Consider the following 21,417-nt stretch of genomic DNA (forward strand, 5'->3'; position numbering starts at 1 on the left):
CCGCGGTGGTCGGGCAGTTGGCGCCACTATGTGGTGGCCGACTCCGCGAGGTTGTACCGGGCCGGAGGTTTGGCGGTGGCGAGCAAGTCGTCCAGCAGCGACCGAGTGTGGATCAGTTGGTCGATGTCGCCGGTGATCCGGCGGCGTTCTGTTTCGAGACGTTCGCGGCAGCTGTCCAGTAACAAGGATTCGCCGGACAGGCAGGCCAGGATCTGGCCGATGAGGTCCATGCCGAGACCCGCCGCGAGGAGGGTCTGGATGTGCGCCACCGTGCGGACATCGGCTTCGGTGAAGATCCGGTATCCGCTGTGGGTTCGATCCGGATTCAGGACCCCCTTCTCCTCGTAGTAGCGCAGCGCTCGCACGCTGACGCCGGTCCGATCTGCCAGCTCGCCGATCTTCATCGGGCCGCTCCGTTCGCTACCCGGGCTTGACTCTCACGTCGACGTGAGAGTTTAGCGTGCCGGCATGCTTCGAATTACGGTCCTCATGTTCTGCGTCTTCAGCATCACGACCGGCGAGTTCGTCGTGGCCGGAATACTTCCCGAGGTCGCCACCGATCTCGGGGTCGCTGTCGGCACCGCGGGCCTGCTGGTCACGGCCTACGCCATCGGCATGATCATCGGCGGCCCGGTGCTCACCGCGGCGACCGCCGGGATCAATCGAAAGCGGCTGATGCTGGCGCTGCTGGTTGTCGCGGTCGTCGGAAACGCGGTCTCCGCCCTGGCCTCCGGGTTCCCCGTGCTGCTGGCCGCCCGCGTGCTCACCGCGCTGGTGAGCTCCACCTTCTTCGCCCAAGCCGTTGTGATCGCCGTGCGGTCCGCGCCCGCAGAACGAGCCGGGACGATGGTGGCCCGGTTGGCGTTCGGGATGAATACCGCCATGATTCTCGGAGCGCCGATCGGCACCTGGATCGGCCATCAGTCGGGTTGGCGCGCGACGTTCACTGCGATCGCGGTTATCTGCCTGATCGGCCTGGGTCTGGTGTTCTGGCTGCTCAGCCCACCGAGCGATGCGGGCCGGACCTCGGCGGTCGCGGAGTTGCGGGTGTTGCGACAGCGGCCGGTGCTGGTGGCGCTGGCCATCACCGCGGTCGGCAACGTCGGTGTTCTCATGGTGTTCAGCTATCTCGCCCCGCTGCTCACCGATCTCGGCGGTCATCCCGCCACCCGGCTGCCGGTCCTGCTCCTCGCCTACGGCGTCGGTGCGACGATCGGCAATCTCGTCGGCGGCACGCTCCATGACCGAAATCCGCGCTTCTTCCAACCCGCCCTGCTCGGACTGCTGGCCGTGATCCTGGCGAGTACCTGGTTCGTCGCCACCTCGACCGCACTCACGGCGGCGGCGGTCGTGGTGATCGGGATGCTCGGCTTCGCGATCATCCCCGGCATGCAAGCACGCGTCATGACGGCCGCCGCCGAGGCGCCCACGTTGGCCATGGCCGTCAACGCGTCCGGTTACCAGGTCGCGGCCGCCTGCGCCGGCTTGTTCGGCGGACTCATCGCCGACTCCCCCGCCGGCCCCAGGCCCATCTACCTCGTAGCCGCGAGCCTGACCATGTGTGGCCTGCTGCTGACCGCCACGGCTACCCGCGCGCCGCGCGGAACCCGCGGCGAAGACGCCGCGGTGATCACGGACTGAGGGCCGCCTGTCGGGTCAGCGTGGCACCGACGGCGCGGCCTCCTACAACTAGTCTGGAGTCCGATCGCGGCGGGCAACGCCGCCGAACCGTCAGGAGGAGTCCCATGAACGCCACGCTGTCACGAACCGGCCGAACCGGCCTCGGGATCGCGATGGTCGCCATGGCGCTGGCGGGCTGCACCGACATCGAGCGCGCGCTCAACCGCGGCGGCGACACCCCGTGCAGCGAGTACATCAAGCAGGACCAGGACACCAAGCGCACGACGATCACCAAGTTCGTCAAGCAACAGAGCAACGACGACCGCGAGCCCGCAGGAACCGTGGTGGACGCGACGATGGTGTCGGTCGACCTGCTGTGCGGCGCCCAGGCCAACGCCGACACCCCGATCAAGAACGCCGACGTCGCGGGCATTTTCATTCGGAAGTGACCGATCAGCGCGGTGGATGGGCGGCCAGCCAGTCCGCCGTGCGCTTGCGCGAGGCCCGCGACAGCCAGGCGTCCTGGATGACCTCGGCGAGTTCGCGACGACTCAGTTCGCCGAGCCGGGCCGCGCGCACCAGGACCGAGGGATGCCCTTAGGGCATGTCCGCGGCCATTTCGTGGACGTCGGCGAGGCATGCCCGCGCAGAACCGGTCGCCATGGCGTCAGCTTATGACGCGACCGGCGGGTAGCGGCCGAACGGTTCGCCACCGTCAGCGGCGTCCGCCAGAATGAGAGTGCGAATACGAGCTCACACGACGATGGGTCCTCCACGTGGCGCTGTTCCGCACCCTCACCCAGCAGCGGGTCGAACTGGAAAGAGAATGGGAGCGATGGGCGACGGCTCCGCCGATGCCGGAGCCACGAAACACCGTTCTGCGCAACGAAGTAGCGCAATCCTGGCGGCGGTCGCTGCACACCGTCGATCCGGGTACCACCGTCGCACCGGGAGTGGACGACATCGGCGACCGCTGGGCCGCTTCCCCGCTGCGCGAACCGGTGACGGCGCTGGCGGGTGAACTGCGCGCCGTCACCGAGGACTCCGGTTACCTGGCCGTGGTCACCGACAGCGCCGGCACCGTGCTGTGGTCCTGCGGTGACCGCACCCTGCGCAGACGAGCCGAGCAGGTCAACCTCGCGCCCGGCGGCTGCTGGGACGAAAGCCACATGGGCACCAACGGCGTCGCCCTCGCGCTGCACACCGATCGCCCCGCCACCGTGTTCTCCGCCGAGCACCTGGTCGCCGCCCTGCACGGCTGGGTCTGCTATTCCGCGCCGATCCACGGACCCGACGGCAGGCAGGTCGGCGCGCTGGACCTGTCCAGCTCCTGGGACCGCTCCCATCCGGCGGTGCGCACGTCGGTGCGGGCGCTGGTGACGGCGGTGGAGACGATGTTGCGCACGGCCGCGCCCGTGCCCTCGCGGGGGATCCGGTTGGAATGCCTCGGCACCGCTCGACTGGTGCGCGAGGGGGCGCCGCTGCCGCTGCCGCCTCGGCAACTGGAGATCCTCGCCCTGCTGGCGCTGCAGCCGGACGGCTTCTCGCCGGAACAATTGCATGCCGCCCTGTACGGCGACCGTGCGGTGTCCATCAGCACGCTCAAGGCCGACGTCTCGCATCTGCGGCGCGCGATCGGCGGCCAGATCAGCAATCGCCGTTACGTGCTGACCGGCCCGGTGTCCTGCGACGCGGTCGACCTGCTCGCCGCCGTCACGGCGGGCGACACCACCTCGGCGGTATGGCTGTACCGGGGGCCGCTGCTGCCCGGCTCGGAAGCGCCGGCCGTGCTGCAGTGGCGCGACCATCTCGACGTGGGTGTGCGCACCGCCGTGCTCGCCGGTGACCGCGCCGAGCACGCGGTGGCCTTCGGCGAGCGCGTGCCCCGTGACATCGCGGTGCACGAGCACGCGCTGCGGCTGCTCCCCTCCGACGACGTGCGCCGCGCCGTTGTCGCGGCTCGGCTGCATACGGCGTTGCGGGACTGAGGTTTCCACCAACCTCGCACCAACCTCCCCGGACCATAGTTGGTTCGGTCCGAGATATCTGCGAGGAACCATGAGCTACACCAGACCGGGGGCGGGACTCCGGCACCGCCGACTACCCGACGTCCGGATCCGTCGTCCCCGCGGTGCGGTGGCGCATCGAACGCGGCGGGTGGACATCACCGACCGCGCCAGGGCCGTGCTGCGCCATGTGATCGACCAGCACGGGGCCGTGCTGCTGCACCAGTCCGGCGGACACCGCGACAGCGGCTCGCCGCGCTGCCTGCCCATCCGGGAGTCCCGGATCGGCGGCGGGGATGTTCTGCTGGGGAACCTGCCCTGGCACACCGAGTTGTGGATCAGCGGGGAACAGTACGAGCGCTGGAAGCACGCCCACCTCACCGTGGACGTGACCGACGACCCCGGCGGCGATGCTTCGGACACGCTCGAGGACATGCGTTTCGTCATCAGATCACGGCTGCTCACCGACGAGGAAGCAGCGGCGCTGGCGGCGGGCGGGCCGCCGCGCACCGGAGCCGACCGGTTGGCGTGACCCCTGCACGGAACCGGCGGGCCGTCCGTCCGGGTGGGCACGACCACCCGGACGGACGCGTGCCTCAGCGTCCGGGCAGGAAACGCAGGTTGCGGGCCACGGTCATCAGGAACGGCTGCCACTTGCCCTTGGGGAAGAACTTCGGCGCGTCGAGATTCAGGAAACGCGTGACCACGATCGACTGCGGCTCGGTGAATTTGAGCAGGCCGTCGGGCCCGTGGCGGCGCCCGACACCGGAGATGCCCATACCGCCCATCGGCGCGCCCGTGGTGCCCCAGGCCGGCGCATAGCCTTCGTCCACACAGACCGTGCCCGCGTGCAGCCGCGCCGCGATTCGCTCGCCTTCGGACTTACTCGCCGCCCAGACCGAGGCGTTCAATCCGTAGTCGGTGTCGTTGGCCAGGCGGATGGCCTGCTCGACATCGTCGACCGGATAGATCGACACCAGCGGGCCGAAGGTTTCGTTGCGAGCGCATTCCATCTCGTCGGTCACCTCGGCGAGCACCGTGGGCTCGAAGAACAGCGGCCCCAGATCCGGGCGGGCGGTGCCGCCGGTGAGCACCTTCGCCCCCTTCGAGGTGGCGTCCGCGACGTGCTTGGACACCGTCTCCAGTTGCGCCTCGGAGATCAGGCTGCCGATGTCGGTGGAATAGTCGTAGGCCGCACCGAGTTTCGCGGCGTTCACGGCGCCGACGAATTTCTCGGTGAACGCCGCCGCCACCTGCCGCTCGACATACAACCGCTCGATCGAGATGCACAGCTGCCCCGCGTTGGAGAAGCAGGCGCGCACGGCCGCCCGCGCGGCCTTGTCCAGATCGGCGCCCGCGGTCACGATCATCGGATTCTTCCCGCCGAGTTCGGCGGAGAAGCCGATCAGCCTGCGGCCGCACTGTTCGGCCAGGGTGCGGCCGGTCGCCGACGAACCGGTGAACATGAGGTAATCGCAGGCATCGACGATCGCGGTGCCGACGACGCCGCCCGCCCCGGGGACGACCGCGAGCAACTCCCGCGGCAGACCGGCCCGGTAGAGCAACTCCGCACCGGCCAGCGTGGAGAACGGAGTCTGGCTGTCGGGTTTGACCACCACGGCGTTGCCCGCGACCAGCGCCGGTATGGAATCGCCGATCGACAGCAACAGCGGGTAGTTCCATGGAGCGATGACGCCGACCACGCCCTTGGGCTGGTAACGCACGGAGGCGCGGTTGAGCACGGGAAACGCGCCCGGTACCCGGTGGCCGCCCAGCACGCCGGGCGCGATTCTGCCGAAATAGCGGGCCGCGAACATCAGGCCCATGATTTCTTCTTGCGCCGCCCAGCGCGCTTTGCCGGTCTCGGCCTGCACCACGTCCATCAGGAAGTCACGGTGCTCGACCACCAGCGCGCGGTAGCGGTCGAGCACGGCGGCGCGCTCGGCCACCGGCCGCGCGGCCCAGCGCTGCTGCGCTGCCCTGGCCTTGTCGAAGGCGGCGGCGACATCGGCGGCGGTGCCGACCGGCACACTGCCGAGCGGCTTTCCGGTGAAGGTTTCGGCGATCGTCCTGCTCTGACGTTCCGCGGGCGCCTCGATCGCGGCCAGCGCGCTGAGGCGGTCGAATACATCGGCTTCCGGCGCGGGCATCGTTGCCTCCTACTTGTGAGTAACCGAGGGATACGGACAATCTACGCCGCGTACGAGGCGCCATGAACCGGCTACGGGATGATTTCGCGGTATCGCCGCACGAGTGATCGCGCAGGCGGGCCGCACCGGACCCCGCTGACTCCCAGTTATGCGGCAACGCAATAATTTTCGGCAGATCGTGCGCGGAATCACAGGAAAGCATGTCACGTCAAATCCAGTCCCGCTCACCGGGACAGGACGTCCGGATCGCCGGGTTCGTGGTTTACGTTGTGCCGATGTTCAGAGCGAGGCTCGGGGTCCGCACCCGGATTCTGGCGATCGCGCTCATTCCGAGCCTGACTCTGCTCTTGGTCGGTGTGGGCGCAGCGGGCTATCTCGTGGCCGAAGGGACCAAGGCCAAGGACTGGGCCGCCGAGAGCCAGAACGCCATCGCGGTGACCAGCGAGGTCATGGACGCGGTGCAGCAGGAACGCCACCTCACGATCGCCCAGCTGTCCGGTGACGACACCCTCTCCTCCTCGCTCGCGAGCGTGCGCCTGCGGGTGGACGCGGCGGTGCGCCGCCTGCTCACGGCGTCACGCAACCTGCGCAACGTCGACGATACGAAGATCACCGGCAAGGACGCCGACTTCGATGTCCTGATGCAGAACATGATCATGGTGCGCTCCGCCGCCGACGCGGGGGCATTGCCGATCCCGGACGCGTACATGTTCTACAACCGGCTGCTCGAGCCGATTCCCAAAGGCGCCATGGACGCCGTGCAGGGCGCGCCGGACAGCGACACCGCGGTGCGGGCCGTGGCCGGTGTCCGGTTGTACTACGTGAGCGAGGCCATGGCCCGCAGCAACGCCCTGGGTGCGGTGTACGTCAACGGCGCCACGCCGCCACCCATTCCGATCGAGGAGTACATTCACCAGACCGGCTTCTACCACTCGGAGTTGGCCAACCTCATCACCGAACTCAGCGGTCCGACCAAAGATCGATTGCAAGCGCTCACCACCAGCTCCGCCTGGCAACAGCTGACCGCGATGGAGAACGCCATCATCCAGCGCGCCACCGCCGCGGGCCAGAGCGGCGGCGCACGGCAAACGAGCGTGCCGCCGCTGCCACTGAGCACGGAGGAATGGCACCGCGCCGCCACCGAGGTCGGTCGCACGTTGCTCGACACCTGGGCGGCGGACAACCGGAATGTGCAGCGGTCCGCCGAGGACAAGGCCGCCGCGACCGCGACCAGCTCCGCCGTCACCGGCGGCGGCATGCTGCTGGTGGGCCTTCTGGTGCTCGTCGTGGCGGTCGTCCTGGCCAACCGCGTGATCCGCAGGCTGAAGCGGTTGCGTGGGGAAACCCTTGCCTTGGCCGATGAGCGGTTGCCGGAGATGCTGCGCAGGTTGCGTGCGGGCGAGGATGTCGATCCCGCGGCCGAATCCCCGAATCTGGACTACGGCAGCGACGAGATCGGCCAGGTCGCCAAGGCGTTCCAGCACGCGCATTCGGCGGCCGTCTCCGCGGCGGTGGCCGAAGCTCGTACCCGCGAAGGCGTCAGGGCGGTGTTCTTGAACATCGCGCACCGCAGCCAGATCGTGGTGCACCGGCAGCTGGAGATCCTCGACGAAGCCGAGCAGCGGCAGGAGGACCCGATCCTGCTCGACACCCTGTTCCGCCTCGACCATCTCGCCACCCGCGAGCGGCGCAACGCCGAGAACCTCACCATCCTCGGCGGCGGCAAGCCGGGCAGGCAGTGGCGCAACCCGGTGCCGCTGATCGATCTGGTGCGCAGCGCCGTCGGCGAGACCCTCGACTACGCGCGGGTCCGGGTGTCGCGGCTGCCCGAGGTGCATGTGCTCGGCACGGTGGTCGCCGACCTCATCCACCTGCTCGCGGAGCTGGTGGACAACGCGACCTCCTTCTCCCCGCCGCAGTCACGGGTGGAGGTGACCGGCAACGTGGTCGGCAAGGGCGTCGTGGTGGAGATCGGCGACCAAGGCATGGGCATGTCCGAACCCGAGCTGGCCAAGATGAACGACATGCTGCGCGACCCACCGGATTTCGGCGTGGCGGCCCTGTCGGCGGACTCCCGGCTCGGGCTGTTCGTGGTCGCGCAGCTGGCCACCCGCCACGGCATCACGGTACGGCTGTCGGACTCCGACTACGGCGGCATCAAGGCCATCGTGATCATCCCGTCCGCGCTCATCGCGGCCGATTCCGCCCCGGCGCAGACTCCGGCGGAGCTCACCGATCCCGGCAGCCGGCGCAAGCTCGTCGCCGGTCCGGCGGTGGCGGACACGGGAAATCCCACGCAGACCGCGCCGTCGCCGGTGGCGACCCTGCCTGCCGAACCCGCCGAACTCCCCCGCTACGGACCCCGCCCGTACACCGAGGCGCCGACGCAGGTCACGCCGGACGGGCGTCCGGCGTTGCCCCGCAGGCATCGACAGACCAACCTCGCACCGCAATTGGCGCAGCCGGTCCAGGAGCAGGCCGCATCCGTGCAGTCGCACCGCTCCGCCGAGCAAGCCCGTGATCTGATGTCCGCCATCGAGAACGGAACCAGACAGGGCCGTCGCGCTGTCATCTCCGACGAACAGGAAGGCTAGGTGTGTCCGCTTCTCCCGCAGGTGATCTCAATTGGCTGCTCGATGATCTCGTCGACCGGCTGGCAGGCGTGCGCCACGCGGTGGTGCTGTCCACCGACGGGCTGCTACTGGGCCGCTCCGGCGGAATGAACCGCGAGGACGCCGAACACTTCGGCGCGATGTCCTCGGCGCTCTACGGGCTGGCGCGCAGCGCGGGCAACCGGTTCGACGGCGGCGGCGTCCGCCAAGCGGTCATCGAACTCGACCGCGCGGTGCTGTTCGTGACCTCCGCGGGCGACAACGCCTGCCTGGCACTGCAAGCCGCCGAATCGGCCAATCTCGGCATGGTGGCCTACGAAATGAACCTGACCGTCCAGCGCGTGGGCAACTACCTGTCCACGACCCCGCGTCAAGACCTCGTCGGGCATGTCGAGTAGCGACCGCCATGACCAATCCGCGTGAGCCCTGGTTCGACGAAGCGGCCGGCCCGCTGGTGCGCCCCTACGCGCTGACACGCGGGCGCACCAGCGGCGCCGGGCCGGAACTGGATATGCTCACCACCGTGGTGGCGGACCCGTCCGCGACCGCGCTGCGACGCAGCGAACCCGAGTACGCCGAAATCCTTCGCCTGTGCCGGGTCTCGCAGACCGTCGCCGAACTCTCCGCACAGTTGCGTTTGCCGCTGGCGGTGACGAAGATCCTCGTCGGTGATCTGATCGGCGACGGGCAACTGATCTTCCGTGCTCCCGTCCCGACGGAGGCCGGACCCGATGACCTCAACATATTGCGAGCGGTACTGGATGGAATCCGAAAACTTTGATCCGAGCGGCACACCGCAACTGGCTGCCTCGGTCAAGATCCTCGTCGCCGGCGGGTTCGGCGTCGGCAAGACCACGATGGTCTCCGCGATCAGCGAAGTCGCGCCACTGCGCACCGAGGAGCTGATTACCGAAGTGAGCACCGGCATCGACGATCTGTCCGGCGTCGAGCAGAAATCCACGACCACGGTCGCGTTGGATTTCGGCAGGCTCACGATCGACCGCGACCTGGTGCTGTACCTGTTCGGCACGCCGGGCCAGGATCGGTTCTGGTTCCTGTGGGACGAACTGGCGCGCGGCGCGCTGGGCGCCGTCGTGCTGGCCGACACCCGCAGGCTGGGCAACTCCTTCGCCGCCGTGGATTTCTTCGAGCGGCGCGGCCTGCCGTTCATGGTGGGCGTCAACTGCTTCGACGGCGCACCGCGGTACACCATCGACGAAGTGCGCGACGCCCTCGATCTCGACTCGGTGACCCCGGTCATGCTGTGCGATGCCCGCGAGCGCAGCTCCTGCAAGGACGTCCTGCTCACCCTCGTCGAGCACCTCATCCAGCGGGCGCAGCGCGCACACGCCACCACCTGAGCGAGGAATTCGTGCATAGGGTCGCCAGGGCGGTGGCCGCTTCGTACGTGGGTGCCGGACATCGATGATCGATCGGTGGCCGTCACCTACGCGGAGAGAGTCCTCGCCACCGCAGGCTTGCTCGAACAAGCCGCCCTCGCTGGCCGCCTCGTCAGGTTCGGCGCATGAACGCCAACGTGTAGTTGACGTTCGAGATGTTCCGGTCGAGCACGCTGACCAGCTCCCAACCCTGGGATTCGAGCAGTTCGATGCCGTTGACCAGGTGGACGACCGGCTCGAAGATCGCACGCTGGTAACCGGCCGAGCCGAACGCGAACCCACCGCCCTGAAGCGAGCTCAGGACCAGGTTCCTGCGCGGATAGGAGCGCAGGTCCACCGCACCGTTCAACACAGCGATCACGTCGAAAACAGGGCCGGGAGCGGGAGCGTTCACGTTCCCATCGTCCTTCATGGTGGATGCCGCTGCCGTGATCGGGTCCTCACACCTGCCGGATCCACGCGACGAACAGCAGCGCGCCGCCCGCGACAATCGCGACCGCGGCCGGGGCGGGCCAGCGCGGCCCGTTCCGGCCGAGCAGGCCGCGGGTGAGCCGCAACTGGAACGCGCCCAGCCCGGCCAGGATCAACAGCCACACCGGTAGCAGTCCGACACCGAGCGCCGCGTGGACCGCCCACGCTCCCGCCAAAGTCGGACCGCCCCACGATTTTTCGAGATCGTGGCCTGCGACGAGCGGAAAGCAGACGCCACGGAACGCGGCGAGGACCGCGAGGAACGCCAGGAACCACGTCTGCAGGCCGACGCCGCCGCTGAGCACCGAGTGCGACACCGACCGTAGAGCCGAGAATCGGTGCGGCAGAACGGATTCACCGAGCATTCGCCGCGGCGCGCGCAGCCGGGTCGGAATCCGCCGCGCCGCCAGCGGCAGCGCGCGAAGTGCGTAGGCGGCGTAACGCAGCAGCGCCCGAAACCAGGACATACCGCCGACGGTAGCGCTGTCCGGCCCGCGATTCACCGCAGCAGGCCCGCGTGCACCAAATCGTCGAACAGCAATTGATCGACCGGGGGCACGAGGGGGCGCTCGGCATAGGAGAACCAGGCGACCTCTTCGATCTCACTGCTGGCGGCGAGCGTTCCGCGATATTCCGCGGTGTAGCAACTCATCCGCACCAGCGCCCCGTCCTGCGGGCCGTGCACTGCCTCGTAGGTGCCGACGTGCGCGGCGGTCTCCGGCAGCAGTGCGACGGTAAGTTCCTCCTCGATCTCACGCAGCAGCGTCTGCAGATCGGTTTCCTCGCCCTCACGCTTGCCGCCCGGGATGTAGAAGACGTCCTTGCCGCGGGGTCTGGCGCAGAGAATGCGCCCCTTCTCGATGCGCACCCATGCCACCGTGTCGATCAGCTGCCGCACTCGCCCGTCCGCCACCGCCGCAGCCTAGCGCCGCGCGGCGGCGAACACGGAATCGGTCGAACCGGCCTCAGCTCGATGGCAGCAGCGAAGGATCCTTGGCGCCGGGACCGAGCACCGGACGCAGATCGCGCACCGCGATGCGCTCACCGCACACGGAGCACACCGGCTCGACGGTCGCGAGGTGCCCGCAGGTGGTGTGCAGGGTTTGCACCGGCGGACCGTCCGGGGCGGCCCATTCGTCTCCCCACTGCCGCATCGCGGTGACCACCAGCCACAGCGAGCGGCCTTTGGGGGTGAGCCGGTAGTCGTAGCGCACCGGGTTGTCCTGGTAGGGCTCCCTGGTCAGCACTCCGTGCTCGATCAGGTGCTCGAGACGCTGGGTGAGCACGTTGCGGGCGATGCCGAGGCGTGCGCGGAAGTCGTCGAAGCGCGTCACGCCGAACAGAGCGTCGCGCACGATCAGCAGCGTCCACCACTCGCCGACCACCTCGAGGCACTGGGCCAGTGAGCAGTTCATCTCCTCGAAGCTCGTCCTGCGCATGGTCGTCAGCATAGTCGGTTGCGTCATAAAACTCACTACCCTATGGTGCGTTGCATGAAACAACTCACTAAGCGGAGCCTCGCCGAGGAGTTCGCGCTCACCGAGTCCCGTGCCGGGTGGCGGGCTCGTGTCGACCGGTCCTGGCGCGGCTGGACCGGCCCGCACGGCGGCGTGATCGCGGCACTGCTCATCGAGGTGGCGCGCGCGGCGGCGACCGAACCCTTGCCGGTGCGGGCCGTCGACCTCCGGTTCCTCGGCCGCCCCACGGACGGCGTGCTGACCTTCCACGCGACCGAGCGCGCCGTCGGCCGCAGCACCGTCGTGGTCGAGGTGGGCGCGGAGCAGGACGGCAGGCCCGTCGCGGGAGCGTCCGTCACACTCGGTCGTACCACGGCATCGGGCGTCGCGGACTACGCCGGCGCGCCCGCACCACGAGTACCCGAACCCGAGTCCTGCGCGCGCTTCGCCCTGCCGCCGGAAATCGTGCCGGCGAGCGCTCATTTCGACATCCGCCCCGCAGCGGGCCCGCTGCCGCTGACCGGCGCGGACGAACCGATGATGTGCGCGTGGATCGAACTCGTCCCCGAGCCGCCCACCGATGCCGCGGCCCTCGCCATCCTCGCCGACGCGTTGCCGCCCGCCGTCTTCCCCACGCTGCGCGCGCCCGTCGCGATCCCCACCGTGGCGTTGTCGATCCATCTGCACCACGTGCCGACCGGCGGCTCCCCGGTGCTGGTACGCACGGTGAACGCCTCGACCGGCGGTGGCTGGTCGGTGGACGACACCTCGATCTGGGACCGGAGCGGCCTGCTGCTCGCCTCGGCCCGCCAGACCCGCCGCGTGCTCGGCTGAAGGAGACGATCGTGAATTCCTCTGTTACACCGCCTGAGCGGACCGACTTCCGAGTCGTGCTGGCCGTCGTCTCGATCGGCGTCCTGCTGTCGAGCCTGGACCTGTTCATCGTCAACGTCGCCCTGCCGGACATGGCCGCCGATCTCGGCGGAGCGCGCATCTCGGGCCTGTCCTGGGTGCTCAACGCTTACGCGATCGTGTTCGCCGCCCTGCTGGTCCCGGCGGGACGGCTCGGCGACCGCCGCAGCATCCGGAGCACCTTCCTGCTGGGACTGGCGATCTTCGTCGCCGGATCGGCGCTGTGCGCGACCGCATGGGACGTCGGGTCGCTGGTGGGATTCCGCGTCCTCCAGGCCGTCGGCGCCGCGCTGCTGACGCCCGCCTCGCTCGGCTTGGTGCTCGCGGCCAGCCCACCGCACCGCCGCGCCGCCGCGGTGCGGCTGTGGGTCGCCTTCGGCGGGCTCGGCGCGGCGCTCGGCCCCGTGCTCGGCGGCCTACTCGTCGAATTCGGCTGGCGCTGGGTCTTCCTGGTCAACGTGCCGATCGGCCTGGCCGCCGTGATCATCGGTCTGCGGACGCTGCCCGACCCCGAGGGCGACCGTGGGCGGCTGCCCGACCTGCTCGGCGCGGCGCTGCTGGTCGGGGCGATCGCGAGCCTGGTGCTCGGACTGGTGGAGGGCGAGGACTGGGGCTGGTCGTCGGCGCGGGTGCTGAGCGCGTTCGCGCTGGCGGCCATCCTGACCGTGGCGTTCGTCGTCTCCTCGGCCCGGCACCACAGCCCGGTAGTGGATCCGGCGCTGCTGCGCGCGCCGAACTTCGCCTGGATGACCGGTAACGCGGTTTTGTTCAACGTTGCCTTCGGCGCGATGCTGCTGTCGGTGGTGCTGTGGGCGCAGAACGTGTGGGACTGGTCGGCGTTGCGCACCGGACTGGCCATCGCGCCGGGCCCGCTGATGGTGCCGGTGGTCGCCGCCTCGGCGGGGCGGCTCATCGGCCGGATCGGAGCCGGGCCGGTCATCGCCGCGGGCGGGATCGTGTTCGGCGCGGGCATGCTGTGGTGGGCGCGGGCGATCAGCCTGACACCCGACTACGTCGGCGGCCTGCTCGGCGGCATGGTGGTCAGCGGCATCGGCGTCGGACTCACCCTGCCGACCGCCTTCGCCGCGGGCACCAGCGGACTGCCGCCGCAGCGGTTCGCCACCGGGTCGGCCGTGCTGAGCATGGCGCGCCAGATCGGTCTCGCGATCGGCGTCGCGGGCCTGGTCGCGGTACTGGGCTCACCCGCAGGCCCCGAGGCGACGCTCGACGCGTTCCGGCGCGGATGGTATGCGACCGCCGCGGTAGCGGTCATCGCGGGACTGGTCGGCGCGGTCGCGCGCACGCCGAAACCCGCTGTCGTGCCGCAAGAACCGGTCGCCGATTCGGCCGTCGCCTGACCCGGGATCGTCTCGGTGCGTACGCGCCACCGCGTCCGGACGACGCGGTCGGGTCCGGCAGTGCGGGTCGCGACGCCCTTTGCGCCGCGACCCGCCCGTTCCGGGGTCGAAGCACCAGCAGCCCGCTCTGGTGTGCAGCGCATCCTCCACGCCCTGGAACGCCGGGTGGCCGCCGCACTGCGCCGCTACGCGGCACGCACCGTGAGGCTCTGGCGTCCGGCCGCCAGCGCCACGTGGGCGACGGCCGCCTCCAGCCCCTGCGTGGGCAACGGCGCACCGTCGAACATGGTGATCTGGACGGCGTCCCCGGTGAGTTCCCAGACGCCCGCGATGCGTCCGCCCACCACGACGATCGGAGAGATCCAGCCCGCGGCGCGGCTCACCTTCGCGCGGTGGGCGGCGGGCAGCAGGTCGGTGTCGCCGGTGCCAGGACCCAGCACGTATTGGTCGAACGCGCCGAGCAGGTGGACCGTCGCGCTCGGCGCGGTGGCGGCCATGGCATCGACCTGGTCGGTCGGCAGGAAGGCGCGACGGCCCTCCACGTCGACTTCGGTGATCAGGTCGCCCAAGTCGGCGAACCAGCGGCGCACCGTGGTCTTGCGCAGGCTGCCGCGGGTGAGCCAGGCGTCGAAGGTCTCCGGCGTCGCCGGGCCGTAGGCGCCGAGATAGCCGAGGATCGCCGCAGGCGCCGCGGCATCGGGCTCGGGCAGGCCGGGCCAGTCGCGCACCAGGTGCGCCGGGCTGGTGAACGTCACCTTGGTCCCCCGTGCCGGGCCGTGACACAGCGCGCCCTGCCAGGCCAGCGGTTTGAGCAGCGCACCCCAACCGGATCGCAGCTCCTCCCCCAGCCGGTGGAACTCCGGCGCGGACACCAGGGCGTCGACCAGCTCCTCTCTGGTGAGCACGGCGGCGTCGAGCACCTCGGCGACCGCCTCGGTCAGCGCCGCGACCTCCGCGGGCGACGCGCCGAAGGTCTTCTGCCACGAAGGCTTCTCCCAGGTGCGCGCGGAACCGATCAGCGCGAGAACGGCGGCGGCCGATTCCGGCGGCAGCGCGTGCAACGTGCCGCGCATCGCCCAGGTCTTCATCAGCGCACCGTCGTCGAGCGCGCGAACCAGCGCGCCGGATTCGGGCTTCGTGCTGCGCAGTGCCACCGCCAGCTCCGCCGCCGAGGTGATCTGAGCCTGCACGCCGCACAGACGCCCGGCCACCGCTACCGCGCCTTCGTCGGTCCGCGACCGGACGTACTGCCGGTCCAGCCGCCAGGCGAAGACCTGATCCCAGGTGGCCCGCACTCGTGCTCCTTACTCGTGGTCAGTTCAGCAGCGTGCCCGCGCAGGCCACCGTCGCGGCGGCAAGCGCAGACCCGGTGACCGTCATGGCGATGACGCCGAGCAGGGCGGTGCGGGTGGTGGCGCGCCGGATCGCGCCGACCGGGTCGGCCAGCCGCTCGGCGCGGGCCAGTACCGCCGTGCCCGCCGCGGCCAGCGCACCCGGCGGCGCGGGTTCGGCGATGCCGACGATCGCCAGCAGGCCGCCCAGCAGAGGCAGCGAACCGTGCTCGTCGGCGGCCTTGTCGTCGGCGCACATCTCCAGCAGACGGGCGATCTCGGCCGCACCGCCGGTGAACAACCGCAGGCCGGGCAGTGTGCTGGCCACCGCGCGCAGCACCGCCGTCAGCGCCGCGTGCCTGCCGGACAGGTGCGCGCGTTCGTGCGCGAGCACCGCGGCGAGCTGGTCGTCGTCCAGCGCATCCAGCGCGGCGGTGGTCACCACGATGGTGTCGGGTCGTCCCGGCACGCAGTACACCTGCCGTTCCGGTGAGTCGAGCACGACCGCCCCGATACCCGGCACCGGTCTGCCGACCAAGCGGACCGCTCGGGCGTGGACGCTGGTGCGCTTGCGCATGTCCATCACGACACCCACGGCGCGCGCGATCAGCGCGACGGTGCCGGTGGCCACCAGCGCCGCCACCGCGAATGTCGCCGCGTGGCCTGCCGCGGCGCCGTGCGCATCCGCGGGGGCCCACAGGAACGACGCGCAGGCGCGCAACGCGTCCTTCGGATGTCCCCAGTAGGTGGCGAACTCGACGGTCAGCACCGCGGCTGCCACGCCCCACGCGCTCAGCGCGCCGATGATCGCGACCACCCAGGCGATCACACCCAGTCGCGGCGCGATCCCGCGGTGGGTCAGTCTGCGCAGCACGGGCGGACCGAAGGTCGCCACGACGCCGCCGTACAACGTCAGTGCCAGGGCCAGGCTCACGGGACTTCTGGTGACTTGCGCGCCGCGAGTCTGCGGAGCGCGGCACGCAGCCCGGCCGACTCCTCGGCGCTGATCCGATCGACGAAATGGCTGAGCACCAGATCCGAGCGTCCGCCGGAACCGAGCGCTTCCAGCATGAGCCTGGCGCTGTGCTCCTCCCTGGTCAGCGTCGGCCAATATCGATAGGCCTTACCTGCGCGTTCGCGCGCGAGCCACCCCTTGCGATGAAGGTTGTCCATGGTCGACATCACCGTCGTATACGCGATGTCGCGCTGGGCCGACAGTTCGTCGAAGATCTCACGCACCGTTGTGTCCTCTGCGTCCTGATCCCAGATGCGGTCCATGATCACCGCCTCCAGATCCCCGAATCCACGCACCGTACCGACTCCCTCATCCGAGCTGTGCCCCGTCGTGGGAACAGGTTACCGGTTGAGGCGGGTTACTACGGAGGCAACCAGTAGATCGATTCACCTGTCGGAGGCCTGTGCGAACATATGTTCGTGTCCGATGCGCCCCGCTCCCGAAGGCCTCGGATCCTCGCGCGGCCGGAAGCATCGATCCTGCACGCCGACCTCGACTCGTTCTACGCGTCGGTCGAGCAACGTGACGATCCGCGACTGCGCGGAAAGCCGGTGATCGTCGGCGGTGGCGTCGTCCTGGCGGCCAGCTACGAGGCGAAGGCGTTCGGCGTGCGCACCCCGATGAACGGCGGGCAGGCGCGCCGGTTGTGCCCGCACGCGATCGTGGTGGCGCCGCGCATGTCCGCCTACGCCGAGGCGAGCAAAGCCGTCTTCGAGATCTTCCGCGACACCACCCCCGTGGTCGAAGGCATCTCGATCGATGAGGCGTTTCTCGACGTCGGCGGCCTGCGCCGGATCGCGGGCGAACCGGTCGCCATCGCGGCGCGGCTGCGCGCGCAAGTTCGCGACCGGGTCGGCTTGCCCATCTCGGTGGGCATCGCCCGCACCAAGTTCCTCGCCAAGGTCGCCAGCGCCGTCGCCAAACCCGACGGGTTGCGGCTGGTGCCGCCGGACGGCGAACTGAATTTCCTGCATCCGCTGCCGGTCGAAAGACTCTGGGGCGTCGGCGATGTCACCGCGCGCACGTTGCGCGAGCACGGCATCACCCGCGTGGGTCAATTGGCCGAACTGGGCGAGCGCCCGCTGCGGGCGATCCTCGGTCCCGCCGCGGCCCGCCACCTCTACGCCTTGTCCTGGGCACGTGACCCACGCCGGGTCGAGACCGGCAGGCGGCGGCGCTCGATCGGCGCCCAGCGCGCACTCGGCCGCAAGCGCCGGCCGCCGGAGGAGATCGAGGCCTATCTGCACGGACTCACCGATCGGCTCGGCAGACGCCTGCGCACCGCCGACCGGGTATGCCGAACCGTGGTGCTGCGCCTGCGTTTCGACGACTTCACCCGCGCCACCCGCTCGCACACCCTGGCCGAAGCCACCGACCACACCGAGACCATCCTGCTCGCCGCCCGCACCCTGCTCACCGGCGCGATGCCCTTGATCCAGGAACGCGGCCTCACCCTGATCGGCCTCGCGCTGACCAACCTCGACGACGCCGACTCCGTCCAGCTCACCCTGCCCTTCGAGCCCCGTGCCGCGGGCAGCCTCGACGCGACCCTCGACGACTTGCGCAGGCGCTTCGGCTCCGCCGCCGTCACGCGCGCGGCTTTGCTGCACCGCGGTGAGGGGCTCTCGGTGCCGCTGCTGCCCGACTAGCGCTGCCCCGCCGCTCAGTACGACCGTTTCGGCCGCTTGTCCATCAACCGCAGGATCAGCGGCGTGAAGATCAACTGCATGGCCAGCTCCATCTTGCCGCCGGGCACCACGATGCAGTTCGACCGGGACATGAACGAGTCGTGCAGCATCGACAGCAGATAGGGGAAGTCGATCACCTTCGGGTCGGCGAACCGGATCACCACGAAACTCTCGTCCGCCGTCGGAATGGTGCGCGCGATGAACGGATTGGACGTATCCACGGTCGGCACCCGCTGGAAGTTGACGTAGGTGCGGGAGAACTGCGGGCAGATGTAGGTGACGTAATCGGGCATCCGCCGCAGGATCGTATCGATCACGGCCTCGCTGGAGTACCCGCGCTCGGTCTTGTCCCGGATGACCTTCTGAATCCATTCCAGATTGATGATCGGCACGACGCCGACCAGCAGATCGGTGTAGCGCGCCACATCGACGGTCGAGGTGACCGCCGCGCCGTGCAGGCCCTCGTAGAACAACAGATCACTGCCCGGCGCCAGTTCCTCCCACGGCGTGAAGGTGCCCGGCGGCTGACCGTAGGGTTTGGCTTCGGCTTCGTCGTGCAGGTAGCGGCGCACGGTTCCGACGCCGGTCTCGCCGTAGTCTCGAAACAGCGTCTCCAGTTCCTTCAGCAGGTTGGCTTCCTCACCGAAATGGGAGAACCGAACATTGCGGTTCTGCTCGGCCTCGGCCATGGCCAGTTTCATCTCGTTGCGGTCGTAGCGGTGGAACGCGTCGCCCTCGACGACGGCCGCGTTGATCCCTTCGCGACGAAAGATTTCCTGGAACGTCCGCGTCACGCTGGAGGTCCCCGCCCCGGAGGATCCGGTGATGGCGACGACCGGATGCTTGACCGACATGGTTCTCCTGTTCAGCGCTGGGCCGGGCGAAACAGCGACCGCCTGCCGAACAGCGAGGTGTCGAAGCTGGGGCCCTCGTCGGGTTCACGGTGATACCGCTCGATGCGCTCGACTTCGTTGCGGGAGCCGAAGATCAGCGGCACCCGCTGATGGACGTCGCGGGGCTCCACTTCCAGCACCCGCTCGCTGCCGGTGGTCGCCGCGCCACCGGCCTGTTCGACGATGAACGCGATGGGATTGGCGCCATACAGCAATGCCACCCGGCCCGGACGCGTGGGCGGACGGGTGTCACGCGGATACAGATACACCCCGCCTCGGGTGAGGATGTGGAACGTGTCGGCCACCAGCGAGGCAACCCAGCGCATATTGAAATCGCGTTCGCGCGGGCCGTCGACGCCGTCGAGGCACTCGTGCACGTAACGGCGCACCGGCCGTTCCCAGAACCGCTCGTTGGCCGCGTTGATCGCGAAACCGGAGGTGTCATCGGGGATGCGCATCCGCGGGTGGGTCAGCACGAACGCGCCGATCTCCCGGTCCAGGGTGAACCCGTCCACCCCGCTGCCGGTCGTCAGCACCAGCATGGTCGCCGGGCCGTACAGGGTGAAGCCCGCGCACACCTGCTCGATGCCGGGCTGCAGGAAGTCGGCCGCGGACGGGGCCGTGCCCTGCGCGGGCGCGCGCAGCACGCTGAAGATGGTGCCCACCGGAAGATTGACGTCGATGTTCGACGAACCGTCCAGTGGGTCGAAGGCCAGCAGGTATTTTCCCCGCCGATGCGTGGCGGGCACCGGATGGATCTCGCTGATCTGTTCGGAAAGCAACGCCGAAAGATGGCCGGTCCATCGCGTCTGGGCGACCATGATGTCGTTGGAGATCGCGTCCAGCTTGCGATGTACCGTCGGCGGCAGATTGTCCGGTTCGGACGCGCCGATCGAGCCGGCGATCGCACCCCTGGTGACCTGGTTGGCGACGATCTTCGTCGCGGTCGCGATCACGTTCACCAGGGCGGAGAACTCACCGGACGATCCGGGATGCCGATGCTCCTGCTCGATGGTATAGCGGGTGAGGGTCTTCAGTCCTTCTGGCATAACGCCTCGATCTCGTCACCGCGGTCACACGGTCGGCCCGCCCGCGGGCTCCGGGTCGGTGAACACGCTGCTGCCGTAGACATCCTCGTCGGTCAGCGTGATCAAATCGGTTCTGGTCAGCGGTCTGCGCAGTTCGACGAGACGTTTGGCCTGCCGCAACCGGCAGCGGTCGAGCGCGTTGCGCACGCTGCGCGCGTTGGAGAAGCGCGGGCGGGCCATCCGGCGCTGGAGGTACTCCCCGAAAGCGGTGCGCGCCGCGTCGTCGAAGTGGAAATTCTCCCCCGCGACCATGAGTTCGGCGATGCCCAGCAGCTGCGCGTGCGTGTAGTCGGCGAATTCCAGGTGATGAGCCACCCGCGAGGACAGGCCCGGATTGGCGGAGAAGAACCGGTCCATCCGGTCGGGATAGCCGGCGAAGATCACCACCAGGCTGGCGCGTTCGTTCTCCATCTCCTGCAACAGGATCTCGATCACCTCCTGCCCGTAGTCGCGTTCGTTCTCCGGCCGGAACAGGTAGTAGGCCTCATCGATGAACAGCACCCCGCCCGCAGCCTTGGCCAGCGCCTCCTTCGTCTTCGGCGCGGTGTGCCCGATGAACTGGCCCACGAGATCGTCGCGAGTGACGGTGTGCACCTTCGGTTTGCGGATGTAGCCGAGGGCGTGCAGCATCTGCGCCATCCGCAACGCCACCGTGGTCTTGCCCGTGCCCGGCCCGCCGGTGAAGCTCATGTGCATGGTCGGCCGCGACGAGGTCAGCCCGAAACGCTGCCGGGCCCGGTCGATCAGCAGCAGCGCCGCGATCTCGCGTACCCGCCGCTTCACCGGAGCGAGCCCGATCAGCTCCGCGTCCAGCCTGCGCAACGTCTCCTCGACGTCGTGCCCGGCGACGTCGCTCGACAGGTCGAGCACCGCGTCCTCGGCCAGGATCTGCGGCTCCTCCGATTCGGCGGGCGCCGTCCGCACCGCGCCGGGGACCTCGGCCCCCGGCCGGTGCAGACGGAATCCGGAGCCGTTGCGCTCAGCCGCCATACCGCTGTCCCGGCCGGACGGTCGTGGCATACGAGTGCAGGCCGTAGGTCTGCCTGCGGTCGGGGCCCTCGGTGCGGGTGAGCACGAAGCCGGGCTCGTCGGGCGGCCGCTGCACCAGGAAACTCAGCGCCGTCGTCTGTCTGGTGTAGCGGGCGTCGTAGGCGAGCACCCGCACGTAGTGCCGGGGGAACGTCGCCCGGCACGCGTTGATCTCGGCCAGCACGCCGTCGGGCTCGTCCAGGTCGAACAGCGGCAGCCCCCACATCTCCCAGTAGGCGTTGCGTGGGTGTGGATCGTCGGTGTACTCGATGGACACAGGCCAGCTGTTGAGCAACGCGTAGCGCACCTGGGCGGCGATCTGCTCATCGGTCAGCGGCGGCAAGTAGCAGAACGTTCCGTGCCTGAGATACATCGGTTTTCCTTCCT

Annotated in this window: 25 protein-coding genes; 11 read left to right on the plus strand and 14 right to left on the minus strand. The window is 69.4% G+C overall.

Features of this window, described 5'->3' with window-relative positions; genetic code table 11:
- Nucleotides 1–26: 26 nt before the first annotated feature.
- Nucleotides 27–404 (minus strand): MerR family transcriptional regulator, encoded by a 378-nt coding sequence (locus ACH49X_RS21220; protein ID WP_357206116.1) that lies wholly within the window; start codon nucleotides 402–404, stop codon nucleotides 27–29.
- A gap of 64 nt (nucleotides 405–468) precedes the next feature.
- On the opposite strand from ACH49X_RS21220, the gene ACH49X_RS21225 reads away from it, so the two are divergent.
- Both ACH49X_RS21225 and ACH49X_RS21230 read left to right on the plus strand, forming a co-directional pair.
- Nucleotides 469–1,641: an MFS transporter gene (locus ACH49X_RS21225; protein ID WP_357105009.1), complete on the plus strand. Its 1,173-nt coding sequence runs from the start codon at nucleotides 469–471 to the stop codon at nucleotides 1,639–1,641.
- A 104-nt stretch (nucleotides 1,642–1,745) separates the two neighbouring features.
- A complete protein-coding gene (locus ACH49X_RS21230; protein ID WP_195081204.1) occupies nucleotides 1,746–2,069 on the plus strand; it encodes a hypothetical protein in 324 nt (107 codons plus the stop codon).
- Between the two features lie 4 nt (nucleotides 2,070–2,073).
- On the opposite strand, the gene ACH49X_RS21235 is transcribed toward ACH49X_RS21230, so the two are convergent.
- Nucleotides 2,074–2,199 carry a hypothetical protein gene (locus tag ACH49X_RS21235; RefSeq protein WP_357105006.1) on the minus strand — a complete coding sequence of 42 codons (126 nt, stop codon included), beginning with the start codon at nucleotides 2,197–2,199 and terminating at the stop codon, nucleotides 2,074–2,076.
- A gap of 197 nt (nucleotides 2,200–2,396) precedes the next feature.
- Between ACH49X_RS21235 and ACH49X_RS21240 the strand changes: the two genes are divergently transcribed.
- Nucleotides 2,397–3,608, plus strand: a complete 1,212-nt coding sequence (locus tag ACH49X_RS21240; RefSeq protein ID WP_357206118.1) for a transcriptional regulator — start codon at nucleotides 2,397–2,399, stop codon at nucleotides 3,606–3,608.
- Between the two features lie 70 nt (nucleotides 3,609–3,678).
- Entirely contained in the window at nucleotides 3,679–4,158 is a 480-nt protein-coding gene (locus tag ACH49X_RS21245; RefSeq protein ID WP_195081202.1) for a DUF779 domain-containing protein, read from the plus strand.
- 64 nt (nucleotides 4,159–4,222) lie between these two features.
- Here the strand turns inward: ACH49X_RS21245 and ACH49X_RS21250 are convergent, their stop codons facing one another.
- On the minus strand, nucleotides 4,223–5,776 hold the full coding sequence (locus ACH49X_RS21250) for a succinic semialdehyde dehydrogenase (protein WP_357206120.1): 1,554 nt from the start codon (nucleotides 5,774–5,776) through the stop codon (nucleotides 4,223–4,225).
- A 275-nt stretch (nucleotides 5,777–6,051) separates the two neighbouring features.
- Between ACH49X_RS21250 and ACH49X_RS21255 the strand changes: the two genes are divergently transcribed.
- The 4 genes from ACH49X_RS21255 to ACH49X_RS21270 are packed head-to-tail and all read left to right on the plus strand — an operon-like array spanning nucleotide 6,052 to nucleotide 9,749.
- Complete coding sequence (locus tag ACH49X_RS21255; protein WP_195081200.1) at nucleotides 6,052–8,370, plus strand: nitrate- and nitrite sensing domain-containing protein; 2,319 nt, start codon at nucleotides 6,052–6,054, stop codon at nucleotides 8,368–8,370.
- A gap of 2 nt (nucleotides 8,371–8,372) precedes the next feature.
- Nucleotides 8,373–8,786, plus strand: coding sequence for a roadblock/LC7 domain-containing protein (locus ACH49X_RS21260; RefSeq protein ID WP_067807423.1), 414 nt, complete (start codon nucleotides 8,373–8,375; stop codon nucleotides 8,784–8,786).
- A gap of 8 nt (nucleotides 8,787–8,794) precedes the next feature.
- Nucleotides 8,795–9,169, plus strand: a complete 375-nt coding sequence (locus ACH49X_RS21265) for a DUF742 domain-containing protein (RefSeq protein ID WP_195081199.1) — start codon at nucleotides 8,795–8,797, stop codon at nucleotides 9,167–9,169.
- Nucleotides 9,150–9,749, plus strand: a complete 600-nt coding sequence (locus tag ACH49X_RS21270; protein ID WP_067807418.1) for an ATP/GTP-binding protein — start codon at nucleotides 9,150–9,152, stop codon at nucleotides 9,747–9,749. The genes ACH49X_RS21265 and ACH49X_RS21270 overlap by 20 nt, the downstream gene beginning before the upstream one ends.
- A gap of 151 nt (nucleotides 9,750–9,900) precedes the next feature.
- Here ACH49X_RS21270 and ACH49X_RS21275 read toward each other — a convergent pair whose 3' ends face one another.
- From ACH49X_RS21275 to ACH49X_RS21290, 4 genes are read right to left on the minus strand one after another with little or no spacing between them, the layout of a single operon-like run.
- Nucleotides 9,901–10,182 carry a hypothetical protein gene (locus tag ACH49X_RS21275; RefSeq protein WP_195081198.1) on the minus strand — a complete coding sequence of 94 codons (282 nt, stop codon included), beginning with the start codon at nucleotides 10,180–10,182 and terminating at the stop codon, nucleotides 9,901–9,903.
- A gap of 46 nt (nucleotides 10,183–10,228) precedes the next feature.
- Entirely contained in the window at nucleotides 10,229–10,726 is a 498-nt protein-coding gene (locus tag ACH49X_RS21280) for a hypothetical protein (RefSeq protein ID WP_357206122.1), read from the minus strand.
- Nucleotides 10,727–10,758: 32 nt separating this feature from the next.
- Entirely contained in the window at nucleotides 10,759–11,172 is a 414-nt protein-coding gene (locus ACH49X_RS21285) for an NUDIX domain-containing protein (RefSeq protein ID WP_357206124.1), read from the minus strand.
- Between the two features lie 52 nt (nucleotides 11,173–11,224).
- Nucleotides 11,225–11,698, minus strand: a complete 474-nt coding sequence (locus ACH49X_RS21290; protein WP_195081196.1) for a helix-turn-helix domain-containing protein — start codon at nucleotides 11,696–11,698, stop codon at nucleotides 11,225–11,227.
- Nucleotides 11,699–11,752: 54 nt separating this feature from the next.
- On the opposite strand from ACH49X_RS21290, the gene ACH49X_RS21295 reads away from it, so the two are divergent.
- Together ACH49X_RS21295 and ACH49X_RS21300 are read left to right on the plus strand one after the other, a co-directional pair.
- The gene (locus ACH49X_RS21295; protein ID WP_357206125.1) at nucleotides 11,753–12,550 is read left to right on the plus strand and encodes a thioesterase family protein; all 798 of its coding nucleotides are present in this window, start codon (nucleotides 11,753–11,755) and stop codon (nucleotides 12,548–12,550) included.
- Nucleotides 12,551–12,561: 11 nt separating this feature from the next.
- A complete protein-coding gene (locus ACH49X_RS21300; protein WP_357206127.1) occupies nucleotides 12,562–13,986 on the plus strand; it encodes an MFS transporter in 1,425 nt (474 codons plus the stop codon).
- A gap of 185 nt (nucleotides 13,987–14,171) precedes the next feature.
- Here ACH49X_RS21300 and ACH49X_RS21305 read toward each other — a convergent pair whose 3' ends face one another.
- The 3 genes from ACH49X_RS21305 to ACH49X_RS21315 are packed head-to-tail and all read right to left on the minus strand — an operon-like array spanning nucleotide 14,172 to nucleotide 16,628.
- A complete protein-coding gene (locus tag ACH49X_RS21305) occupies nucleotides 14,172–15,281 on the minus strand; it encodes a DNA glycosylase AlkZ-like family protein (RefSeq protein ID WP_357206129.1) in 1,110 nt (369 codons plus the stop codon).
- 19 nt (nucleotides 15,282–15,300) lie between these two features.
- Entirely contained in the window at nucleotides 15,301–16,251 is a 951-nt protein-coding gene (locus ACH49X_RS21310) for a M56 family metallopeptidase (RefSeq protein ID WP_195081193.1), read from the minus strand.
- Nucleotides 16,248–16,628, minus strand: a complete 381-nt coding sequence (locus ACH49X_RS21315) for a BlaI/MecI/CopY family transcriptional regulator (protein ID WP_043691105.1) — start codon at nucleotides 16,626–16,628, stop codon at nucleotides 16,248–16,250. Before ACH49X_RS21315 ends, ACH49X_RS21310 begins: the two co-directional genes overlap by 4 nt.
- A 117-nt stretch (nucleotides 16,629–16,745) precedes the next feature.
- Between ACH49X_RS21315 and dinB the strand changes: the two genes are divergently transcribed.
- Nucleotides 16,746–17,981 carry a DNA polymerase IV gene (dinB, locus tag ACH49X_RS21320; protein ID WP_357104989.1) on the plus strand — a complete coding sequence of 412 codons (1,236 nt, stop codon included), beginning with the start codon at nucleotides 16,746–16,748 and terminating at the stop codon, nucleotides 17,979–17,981.
- 14 nt (nucleotides 17,982–17,995) lie between these two features.
- Here dinB and ACH49X_RS21325 read toward each other — a convergent pair whose 3' ends face one another.
- The 4 genes from ACH49X_RS21325 to ACH49X_RS21340 are packed head-to-tail and all read right to left on the minus strand — an operon-like array spanning nucleotide 17,996 to nucleotide 21,403.
- Nucleotides 17,996–18,874: a phosphoribulokinase gene (locus ACH49X_RS21325; RefSeq protein ID WP_195081191.1), complete on the minus strand. Its 879-nt coding sequence runs from the start codon at nucleotides 18,872–18,874 to the stop codon at nucleotides 17,996–17,998.
- An 11-nt stretch (nucleotides 18,875–18,885) separates the two neighbouring features.
- The gene (locus ACH49X_RS21330; RefSeq protein WP_357206131.1) at nucleotides 18,886–19,962 is read right to left on the minus strand and encodes a class 1 fructose-bisphosphatase; all 1,077 of its coding nucleotides are present in this window, start codon (nucleotides 19,960–19,962) and stop codon (nucleotides 18,886–18,888) included.
- A 24-nt stretch (nucleotides 19,963–19,986) separates the two neighbouring features.
- Nucleotides 19,987–20,991 carry an AAA family ATPase gene (locus ACH49X_RS21335; RefSeq protein WP_357206133.1) on the minus strand — a complete coding sequence of 335 codons (1,005 nt, stop codon included), beginning with the start codon at nucleotides 20,989–20,991 and terminating at the stop codon, nucleotides 19,987–19,989.
- Complete coding sequence (locus ACH49X_RS21340) at nucleotides 20,981–21,403, minus strand: ribulose bisphosphate carboxylase small subunit (protein WP_357206134.1); 423 nt, start codon at nucleotides 21,401–21,403, stop codon at nucleotides 20,981–20,983. The genes ACH49X_RS21335 and ACH49X_RS21340 overlap by 11 nt, the downstream gene beginning before the upstream one ends.
- Nucleotides 21,404–21,417 lie beyond the last annotated feature (14 nt).

It is taken from the genome of Nocardia sp. NPDC019323, from assembly GCF_044389845.1.
Taxonomy (GTDB): domain Bacteria; phylum Actinomycetota; class Actinomycetes; order Mycobacteriales; family Mycobacteriaceae; genus Nocardia; species Nocardia implantans.

Bases quoted from the DNA above. Each gene is read 5' to 3' on its own strand.
- ACH49X_RS21220 (WP_357206116.1), bottom strand. From the start codon at position 404: ATGAAGATCGGCGAGCTGGCAGATCGGACCGGCGTCAGCGTGCGAGCG.
- ACH49X_RS21225 (WP_357105009.1), top strand. From the start codon at position 469: ATGCTTCGAATTACGGTCCTCATGTTCTGCGTCTTCAGCATCACGACC.
- ACH49X_RS21230 (WP_195081204.1), top strand. From the start codon at position 1,746: ATGAACGCCACGCTGTCACGAACCGGCCGAACCGGCCTCGGGATCGCG.
- ACH49X_RS21245 (WP_195081202.1), top strand. From the start codon at position 3,679: ATGAGCTACACCAGACCGGGGGCGGGACTCCGGCACCGCCGACTACCC.
- ACH49X_RS21250 (WP_357206120.1), bottom strand. From the start codon at position 5,776: ATGCCCGCGCCGGAAGCCGATGTATTCGACCGCCTCAGCGCGCTGGCC.
- ACH49X_RS21255 (WP_195081200.1), top strand. From the start codon at position 6,052: ATGTTCAGAGCGAGGCTCGGGGTCCGCACCCGGATTCTGGCGATCGCG.
- ACH49X_RS21265 (WP_195081199.1), top strand. From the start codon at position 8,795: ATGACCAATCCGCGTGAGCCCTGGTTCGACGAAGCGGCCGGCCCGCTG.
- ACH49X_RS21270 (WP_067807418.1), top strand. From the start codon at position 9,150: ATGGAATCCGAAAACTTTGATCCGAGCGGCACACCGCAACTGGCTGCC.
- ACH49X_RS21280 (WP_357206122.1), bottom strand. From the start codon at position 10,726: ATGTCCTGGTTTCGGGCGCTGCTGCGTTACGCCGCCTACGCACTTCGC.
- ACH49X_RS21290 (WP_195081196.1), bottom strand. From the start codon at position 11,698: ATGCGCAGGACGAGCTTCGAGGAGATGAACTGCTCACTGGCCCAGTGC.
- ACH49X_RS21295 (WP_357206125.1), top strand. From the start codon at position 11,753: ATGAAACAACTCACTAAGCGGAGCCTCGCCGAGGAGTTCGCGCTCACC.
- dinB (WP_357104989.1), top strand. From the start codon at position 16,746: ATGTTCGTGTCCGATGCGCCCCGCTCCCGAAGGCCTCGGATCCTCGCG.
- ACH49X_RS21325 (WP_195081191.1), bottom strand. From the start codon at position 18,874: ATGTCGGTCAAGCATCCGGTCGTCGCCATCACCGGATCCTCCGGGGCG.
- ACH49X_RS21330 (WP_357206131.1), bottom strand. From the start codon at position 19,962: ATGCCAGAAGGACTGAAGACCCTCACCCGCTATACCATCGAGCAGGAG.
- ACH49X_RS21335 (WP_357206133.1), bottom strand. From the start codon at position 20,991: ATGGCGGCTGAGCGCAACGGCTCCGGATTCCGTCTGCACCGGCCGGGG.
- ACH49X_RS21340 (WP_357206134.1), bottom strand. From the start codon at position 21,403: ATGTATCTCAGGCACGGAACGTTCTGCTACTTGCCGCCGCTGACCGAT.